Genomic DNA, 7784 nt, shown 5'->3' with positions numbered 1-7784 from the left:
CAGGTGGACGCTATTATCCCAAGCTGCAATGCTCGGTGCCTTTCACGCCGGTCACCGGGCCTCGCCTGCTCGTAAGCAGGGGCGAGGACGAAGGCGCGGTGAGGGCCGGCCTCGCCGCCGGCCTGAAATTGGTGACCGACAAGCTCGGCGTGTCTTCCGCGCATGTCACTTTCGCCGCCGAGCCCGACATTGCGACGCTCGAAGCAGCGGGTTTCCTGCACCGGACCGACCAGCAGTTCCATTTCTTCAACGAAGGCTTTTCGAGCTACGATGACTTCCTCGCCACGCTCGCCTCACGCAAGCGTAAGGCGATGAAAAAGGAGCGTCGCGAGGCGTTGGCCGACGGCATCAGCATCGATTGGCTGACCGGCAGGGACATCACCGAACGCGCCTGGGACGATTTCTTCGCTTTCTACATGGATACCGGCGGCAGGAAATGGGGCCGCCCTTATCTCAACCGCCAGTTCTTCTCGCTGATCGGCGAGCGCATGGCCGAGGACATTCTCCTGGTCATGGCCAAGCGCAACGGCCGCCACGTTGCGGGCGCCATCAACTTCATCGGGTCCGACGCGCTTTACGGCCGCAACTGGGGCTGCATCGAGGATCACCCCTTCCTGCATTTCGAGGTCTGCTACCATCAGGCGATCGACTTCGCGATCGAGCGCAAGTTGAAGGTGGTGGAGGCCGGCGCGCAAGGCGAGCACAAGTTGGCGCGCGGCTACCAGCCGGTGACCATGCATTCGGCGCACTACATCGCCCATCCCGGCCTGCGCAACGCGGTTGCCGACTACCTTCGCCGCGAGCGTCGCGAGGTGGAGCGGATGGGGGAGTATCTCGAAGAGCACACCCCGTTCCGCAAGGATCTCAAGGAATAGCTCGGGCCTTGCCATCCACAGTCATTGCGGCTTTCGGGCCGCGATCGGAACGAGGAACGAAAAGCAGGCAACCAGGAAGAAAATGCCGCCGCCAAGCGCCAGCAGATCGCCTGCGCGCCACGCGGCGGCGATGAAGAACAGCGCCGACACAATGAACAACAGCCATCCGGCGACGATCCACTTCACAGTCGCTCCATCCTGACATTGACGTATCAGACGACAACACCTGCGATCATGCAACAGCGATGGCCGACCGCGCTGCCGACAGATCGGCTCAATCGTCTTGCCGCTCGGAAGCGGCTTCGCTACACCGGACGACGACCTAATCCGGAGTGCCCGCCATGGCCGAAGCCTACGATCCCGGCAACATCTTTGCGAAAATCCTGCGCGGCGAAATCCCCTCGCACCGCATCTATGAGGACGATGCGGTCGTAGCCTTCATGGATGTGATGCCGCAAGGGGTCGGCCATACGCTGGTGGTGCCGAAGGCGCCGTCGCGCAATATCCTCGACGCCGATCCGGCAACATTCGGTCCGCTGTTTGCCGTGGTGCAGAAGGTGGCGGTTGCCGTGAAAAAGGCCTTCAACGCCGACGGCGTCACCTTGATGCAATTCAACGAGCCGGCCTCCGGGCAGACCGTCTACCATCTCCATGTCCACGTCATTCCGCGCTTCGACGGCGTGCCGCTGAAGCCTCATTCCGGGCAGATGGAAAAGCCGGAAGTGCTGGCCGAGAACGCCGGCAAGATCCGCGCGGCACTGGGAAACTAAAGCGCGCGGCCCCGTCGCCGTTGAAGGCCGACTGACAGCCTCGCACTGACGATCCTATATCGGTTTGCCGCGACAACCCCGGCGCGTTTTTCCCCGGCCGGCCGCGTGCGGCGCCCGGATGCGACCGTTTGCACTCGAATCGTTTGGTTAGGAAATATCGAACCATCTCGCTGTAGAACGCTGAGGCGTGGCGAGCTATTGGGTTTCAAACCATGGACAATTCGGTTGCGGCGTCGACCCCCCTTGCGAGGATGGCTGGCGGACGGGCTTTTCTGATCGCCCTGGCACACGCCTTTCGACGACACAGATTGCTTCACGCCTTGGCCGTCGGCGCTCTGCTTCTGGCAATAGCGATCGGCATGCGCACCGGAAACATGCCGGATTTCGGCATATTGAAAGAATACATTGAGTACCTTTTGATCGCTTTCTGGATCTGCGGTTGCGTCTTTGCACTTGGGATCTTTCTCCACCTTGCGCTGGTCAAACGGGACCCCGAACCGCTCGGCACCTTCCTGAAATCGCTGGGCAGCTTTTTCGGCGACGCCGAACGCACGGCCAACAGCCTCAACGGCCTGACCGCCAGCATCGCCTTCGTATCCGCCGTCGGCGTTCTGAAAGGAGCCATCGCAATCCTCTCCCCTTTTGCATGGGACAAGGCGCTGGCCCACGCCGATCGGATCCTGCATTTCGGTAGAGCCCCGGACGAATGGCTGTGGTTTGTCGTCCAGTCGCCATTTGCATTGAGGATGCTCAATCTCGCCTACAATTTCTGGTTCATCGTGCTCATCGCCACGGTTTTCACCGCCTGCATCACGCGCACAGATACGAAGCTGCGTCATCAGTTCCTGATGAGCTTCATGCTGATATGGACGCTTGGCGGCTTCTTCCTGGCGATGGGGCTGTCGTCGGCAGGGCCGTGCTTTTACGAGCGACTGGGACTCGGCGGTGACTTCCGTCCCCTCATGCAGGCACTCGCCGCCGCCGATCGCATCTATCCGATCTGGGCGCTTAGCACGCAGGACATGCTATGGAGCGGCTATACCGGCGCGACCGTCGGCAGCATCGGCATATCCGCTTTCCCGTCCATGCACGTGGCGATGGCGGTGCTTTTCTCTTTGTACGCAACGCAGCGCTCCCGGCCGGCCGGTATCCTGATGTGGGCATTCGCTGCCATGATAATGGTCGGCTCAGTCGCGCTTGGCTGGCATTATGCCATCGACGGCTACGCGGGTGCGCTCTTGTCGATCATGATCTGGAAGGCGTGCGGATATTTCCTGACACGCTTCGCGCCGGACGGCGTTGCTTGACTCTGCAGCCAGCAAACATTTCCCGGGGCGGCAATGCTCGACTTCCTGAGGGCCGCGCGCCATTCCGTATGGATGATTTGGCCAGCCGTCACGTGCCGGTTCCTCCCAGTCAAAAAGCCCCGTTGCCGGTGCTTTTTGACTGCAATGCATGTCGCCCAAAGACGGGCGGCCGTTTTGGTAACAAGCACCTAGCGCGCGCCGCCTGAATCCGTTTCAGCGGGACGCGCTTCAGGTCGATCAGCCCTTGCGGGGCAGCTGTGGCACCAGGCTTCGCTTGCCGCCGTCCTTGCCCTTCGGCTCCGGCTTCTGCGCCACGGCCTTCTTGGCGGCAGGCTTCTTCGCCGCCGCCTTCCTCGGCTTCGGCGCGTCCTCCGGCTCTTCCTTCTTCGGCTTCACCGGAGCTTCATCGGCCAACGATTCGAGCTTCAGGCCGGTCTCGCCGGTTTCCTTCTTCTCGACGGTGACGCGCACCGTGCCACCCTTCTTCAGCTTGCCGAACAGCACCTCGTCGGCCAGCGGCTTCTTGATGTGCTCCTGAATGACGCGGCCGAGCGGACGCGCGCCCATGCGCTCGTCATAGCCCTTGTCGGCCAGCCAGGCGATCGCGTCCGGCGACAGGTCGAAGGTGACGCCCCGCTCGGAAAGCTGAGCCTCGAGCTGCATGACGAATTTCTGCACCACCTGATGGATCACCGGTATCGGCAGCGAGCCGAACGGAATGATCGCGTCGAGACGGTTGCGGAATTCGGGCGTGAACAGCCGGTTGATAGCCTCGACGTCGTCGCCCTCGCGCTTGGTCGAGCCGAAGCCGATCGCCGCGCGCTGAGCGTCCGATGCGCCCGCATTGGTCGTCATGATCAGGATGACGTTGCGGAAGTCGATCTGCTTGCCGTTGTGGTCGGTTAGCTTGCCGTGGTCCATCACCTGCAACAGGATGTTGAACAGGTCCGGATGCGCCTTCTCCACCTCGTCGAGCAACAGCACGCAATGGGGATGCTGGTCGACACCGTCGGTCAGCAGTCCACCCTGGTCGAAGCCGACATAGCCGGGAGGTGCGCCGATCAGCCGCGAGACGGTGTGACGTTCCATATATTCCGACATGTCGAAGCGGATCAGCTCGACGCCCAGCGAGGCCGCGAGTTGCTTGGCCACTTCCGTCTTGCCGACGCCGGTCGGCCCTGAGAACAGGTAGGAGCCAATCGGCTTCTCCGGCTCGCGCAGGCCCGCCCGCGCCAGCTTGATCGCCGACGTCAGCGCTGTGATCGCGGTATCCTGACCGTAGACGACGCGCTTCAGCTCGACATCGAGACCCTGCAGCACCTTCTCGTCGTCCGCCGAGACCGTCTTCGGCGGGATGCGCGCCATGGTGGCGATCGTCGCTTCGATTTCCTTGATGCCGATCGTCTTCTTGCGCTTGGCCTCAGGCACCAACATCTGCGAGGCGCCGGTCTCGTCGATCACGTCGATCGCCTTGTCCGGCAGCTTGCGGTCGCTGATGTAGCGGGCCGACAACTCCACCGAAGCCTTGATCGCCTCGCTCGTGTAGCGGACCTTGTGGAACTCCTCGAAATAGGGCTTCAGGCCCTTCATGATCTCAATGGCGTCCTCGATGGTCGGCTCGTTGACGTCGATCTTTTGGAAGCGCCGCACCAGCGCGCGGTCCTTCTCGAAGAACTGGCGGAACTCCTTGTACGTTGTCGAGCCGATGCAGCGGATCGCGCCGGACGACAGCGCCGGCTTCAACAGGTTCGAGGCATCCATGGCGCCGCCGGACGTGGCCCCTGCCCCGATCACGGTATGGATCTCGTCGATGAAAAGCACCGCGCCCGGATAGTCCTCGAGCTCCTTGACGACCTGCTTCAGGCGCTCCTCGAAGTCGCCGCGATAGCGGGTGCCGGCCAACAGCGTGCCCATGTCGAGCGCGAAGATGGTGGCGTCCTGCAGCACCTCGGGCACGTCGCCTTCGACGATGCGTTTGGCAAGGCCCTCGGCGATCGCCGTCTTGCCGACGCCGGGGTCGCCGACATAGAGCGGGTTGTTCTTGGAGCGGCGGCACAGCACCTGGATGGTGCGATTGATCTCGCTTTCGCGGCCGATCAGCGGATCGATCTTGCCGGCCTTGGCCTTATTGTTGAGGTTGATGCAGTAGGCTGTCAGCGCGTCCTGCGGCTTCTTCTTGCCGCCGTCCTCCTGCGGCTCGGCGCCGTTCTGGCCGCCCTGCTCATCGTCGGCGCCGCGCGGCGTGCGCGACTCCGAAGCGCCGGGGCGCTTGGCGATGCCGTGCGAGATGTAGTTGACCGCGTCGTAGCGGGTCATCTGCTGTTCCTGCAGGAAATAGGCCGCATGGCTTTCGCGCTCGGCAAAGATTGCGACGAGCACATTGGCTCCGGACACCTCCTCGCGGCCGGACGACTGCACATGGATGACGGCGCGCTGGATGACGCGCTGGAACCCGGCGGTCGGTTTCGAATCCTCGTCGTAACCGGTGACGAGGTTGTCGAGCTCGGTGTCGATATAGGTCAGAACGGTGTGCTTGAGCTCGTCGAGATCGACATTGCAGGCGCGCATCACCGCGGCCGCCTCGGTGTCGTCGATGAGCGCCAGCAGCAGGTGTTCGAGCGTAGCATATTCATGATGCCGCTCGTTGGCGAATGTCAGCGCCTGATGTAGCGCCTTTTCCAGGCCTTGGGAGAAAGCCGGCATGTTACCTCACTTCTTCTCCATCACGCATTGCAGCGGATGCTGATTCTGTCGGGCGAAATCCATGACCTGAGACACTTTGGTCTCGGCCACCTCGAATGTGTAGACCCCGCACTCGCCCACTCCATGATTATGAACATGCAGCATGATGCGTGTGGCGGCCTCGCGGTCCTTCTGGAAAAAACGCTCCAGGACGTGGACCACGAACTCCATGGGAGTGTAGTCGTCGTTAAGGATGAGGACCCTGTAGAGGCTGGGCTTTTTTGTCTTGGTTTTGGTGCGCGTGATGACCGCCGTGCCGCGACCGGGATCGTTGCGGTCGCCGTCACCTTGCATTCGCACCACGCCTGCCGTGGCAGTCAAACCGATCGTCACGTAGTCCTGCCTTTTCGAATCCTCATGCGAGTTCAACATGTAGGTCTTCGATGGCCGATTTTAAGCCCTTCTGTTTAGCTGACAATATGGCTAGGTACGCAAACTTCAGCGAATTTCTCAATCGTGAATGCGGCAAGGCGCGGGTGGTTGCGGCGGCGCATGAAAAAACCCGGCCGCGCTTCCGCGACCGGGTTGTTTTTGCGGGCCGGCTAGCCTGCCCGATGTGATCGGACGAAATTACTTCGCCTTGGCGACGACCGATTCGAACGGCTTGTAGGCTTCCTTGGCGAGCTCGGCATAGAGATTGCCGATCTTGCTGGCCTCGGCCACGAAGCTCTCGTAGCTCTGCTTGGCGTAGTCGGTCTGGATCTCGATGGCCTTCTCGATCGACTTGGCCGAGAACAGCTTCTCGAAGGCGGCGCTGCCGGCCTCGAAGCTCTTCTTGGTGTATTCGCCGGCTTCGGTCGCGATCGCCTGCGCACCCTTGGTGAGCGAGGCAAAGCTCTTCAGCCCGGTGTCGGCAAACTCCTTGCCGTATTTCGCGAAGTCCTCATAGGTCTGGGTCATTTCATGCCTTCCCTTGGTTGAAACGCCCATTTAGCCCCGGGCGCCCTTGTGCAATGCACCGGAATATATTGTGCGCTGCACAAAAGTCAAGATTGCCTTGAGCCGCAAGGGCTCCGCGCGACAGCGACCGCTAAAGTTCGAATAAACAGAGGCTCAAATCGCCAGAAAATGGTGAACGCGGCGGTTACCATAAACGGATTGGTAACGCTGACCGCGATAGCTTGGCCGGAAGTGAGGCAGGCACCCCTCTGCCGCCTCCGGGGCAACGAAAATTCAGGGTAAGTAACGGTGCGTCAGGCGTTGTCGGGCTTCGTCTCCAAATCTTCATTCTCCTTCAAGGCGATCATGATTGCCGCGCTCGCGGTGACGATTGTCGCCGCCGATGTCGCCTCCGCGATGGCGGCAAAGTCTGCCGCGATTGTCGTCGACGCCAAGACCGGAAGGGTGCTTTATTCGGCCGACGCCAACGGCCGGCGCTATCCGGCTTCGCTCACCAAGATGATGACGCTCTACCTCACCTTCGAGGCATTGGCGAAGGGCAGGATCGGCAAGAACACGCCGGTGCCGTTCTCGGCCCATGCCGCGTCCGAGCCGCCGACCAAGCTCGGCGTGCGCGCCGGCGGGTCGGTGCCGGTCGAGACCGCGATCCTGTCGATGGTGACGAAGTCGGCGAACGACTCGGCGACCGCGCTGGGCGAGTTGCTCGGCGGCAGCGAAGACAATTTTGCCCGCATGATGACGGCCAAGGCACGCCAGCTTGGCATGAACGGCACTGTCTTCCGCAACGCCAATGGCCTGCCCGACCCGGGCCAGTTCACCACGGCGCACGACATGGCGATGCTCGGCATCGCGCTCCGCGAGCATTTCCCGCAATATTACGGCTATTTCTCGCAGCGCTCGTTCCTCTATGGCCGCCAGCGCATCAACGGCCATAATCGCCTGCTCGGCCGCATCAAGGGTGTCGACGGCATCAAAACCGGCTACACGCGCGCTTCCGGCTACAACCTGGTCTCCTCAGTCGCCGATGGCGATCGCCGCCTCGTCGCAGTGGTGATGGGCGGCGCTTCCGGCCGCAGCCGCGACAACCAGATGGCTTCACTGATCAACACCTATCTGCCGCGCGCCTCGACCCGCGGCGGCGGCAACCTGATCGCCAAGGCGGGCGGCGGCAATCCGATCAAGGCTCTGGC

The 7784-nt window shown here is 62.0% G+C and carries 9 protein-coding genes; 5 read left to right on the top strand and 4 right to left on the bottom strand.

The window, feature by feature from the left end; translation table 11 throughout:
* The coding region (locus tag EOA32_RS29900) for a GNAT family N-acetyltransferase (protein WP_128373631.1) at nucleotides 1-875 on the top strand (875 nt) is incomplete at its 5' end.
* 21 nt (nucleotides 876-896) lie between these two features.
* On the opposite strand, the gene EOA32_RS29895 is transcribed toward EOA32_RS29900, so the two are convergent.
* A complete protein-coding gene (locus EOA32_RS29895) occupies nucleotides 897-1061 on the bottom strand; it encodes a cytochrome oxidase subunit III (protein WP_095780537.1) in 165 nt (54 codons plus the stop codon).
* A 155-nt stretch (nucleotides 1062-1216) separates the two neighbouring features.
* On the opposite strand from EOA32_RS29895, the gene EOA32_RS29890 reads away from it, so the two are divergent.
* Nucleotides 1217-1645, top strand: coding sequence for an HIT family protein (locus EOA32_RS29890; protein ID WP_066992609.1), 429 nt, complete (start codon nucleotides 1217-1219; stop codon nucleotides 1643-1645).
* Between the two features lie 308 nt (nucleotides 1646-1953).
* A complete protein-coding gene (locus EOA32_RS29885) occupies nucleotides 1954-2952 on the top strand; it encodes a phosphatase PAP2 family protein (RefSeq protein ID WP_245499426.1) in 999 nt (332 codons plus the stop codon).
* 237 nt (nucleotides 2953-3189) lie between these two features.
* Here EOA32_RS29885 and clpA read toward each other — a convergent pair whose 3' ends face one another.
* Together clpA and clpS are read right to left on the bottom strand one after the other, a co-directional pair.
* Entirely contained in the window at nucleotides 3190-5655 is a 2466-nt protein-coding gene (gene clpA / locus EOA32_RS29880; protein ID WP_066992605.1) for an ATP-dependent Clp protease ATP-binding subunit ClpA, read from the bottom strand.
* Between the two features lie 6 nt (nucleotides 5656-5661).
* Complete coding sequence (gene clpS / locus EOA32_RS29875; protein ID WP_041000825.1) at nucleotides 5662-5988, bottom strand: ATP-dependent Clp protease adapter ClpS; 327 nt, start codon at nucleotides 5986-5988, stop codon at nucleotides 5662-5664.
* Nucleotides 5989-6077: 89 nt separating this feature from the next.
* Here clpS and EOA32_RS38890 point away from each other — a divergent pair, with 89 nt between their 5' ends.
* Complete coding sequence (locus EOA32_RS38890) at nucleotides 6078-6254, top strand: hypothetical protein (RefSeq protein ID WP_156751000.1); 177 nt, start codon at nucleotides 6078-6080, stop codon at nucleotides 6252-6254.
* 10 nt (nucleotides 6255-6264) lie between these two features.
* On the opposite strand, the gene EOA32_RS29870 is transcribed toward EOA32_RS38890, so the two are convergent.
* Nucleotides 6265-6594 (bottom strand): phasin family protein, encoded by a 330-nt coding sequence (locus EOA32_RS29870; protein WP_066992785.1) that lies wholly within the window; start codon nucleotides 6592-6594, stop codon nucleotides 6265-6267.
* 288 nt (nucleotides 6595-6882) lie between these two features.
* On the opposite strand from EOA32_RS29870, the gene EOA32_RS29865 reads away from it, so the two are divergent.
* On the top strand, nucleotides 6883-7784 hold a 902-nt coding region (locus tag EOA32_RS29865), incomplete at its 3' end, for a D-alanyl-D-alanine carboxypeptidase family protein (protein WP_145971386.1).

The organism is Mesorhizobium sp. M1A.F.Ca.ET.072.01.1.1 (assembly GCF_004023325.1).
Classification (GTDB): domain Bacteria; phylum Pseudomonadota; class Alphaproteobacteria; order Rhizobiales; family Rhizobiaceae; genus Mesorhizobium.
The sequence above is the reverse complement of the archived record's forward strand: the minus strand, read 5'-3'. Positions and strand labels throughout refer to the sequence as shown.

Coding starts and splice junctions, on each gene's coding strand:
- EOA32_RS29870 (WP_066992785.1), bottom strand. CDS start 6,594: ATGACCCAGACCTATGAGGACTTCGCGAAATACGGCAAGGAGTTTGCC.
- clpS (WP_041000825.1), bottom strand. CDS start 5,988: ATGCAAGGTGACGGCGACCGCAACGATCCCGGTCGCGGCACGGCGGTC.
- EOA32_RS38890 (WP_156751000.1), top strand. CDS start 6,078: ATGGCCGATTTTAAGCCCTTCTGTTTAGCTGACAATATGGCTAGGTAC.
- EOA32_RS29890 (WP_066992609.1), top strand. CDS start 1,217: ATGGCCGAAGCCTACGATCCCGGCAACATCTTTGCGAAAATCCTGCGC.
- clpA (WP_066992605.1), bottom strand. CDS start 5,655: ATGCCGGCTTTCTCCCAAGGCCTGGAAAAGGCGCTACATCAGGCGCTG.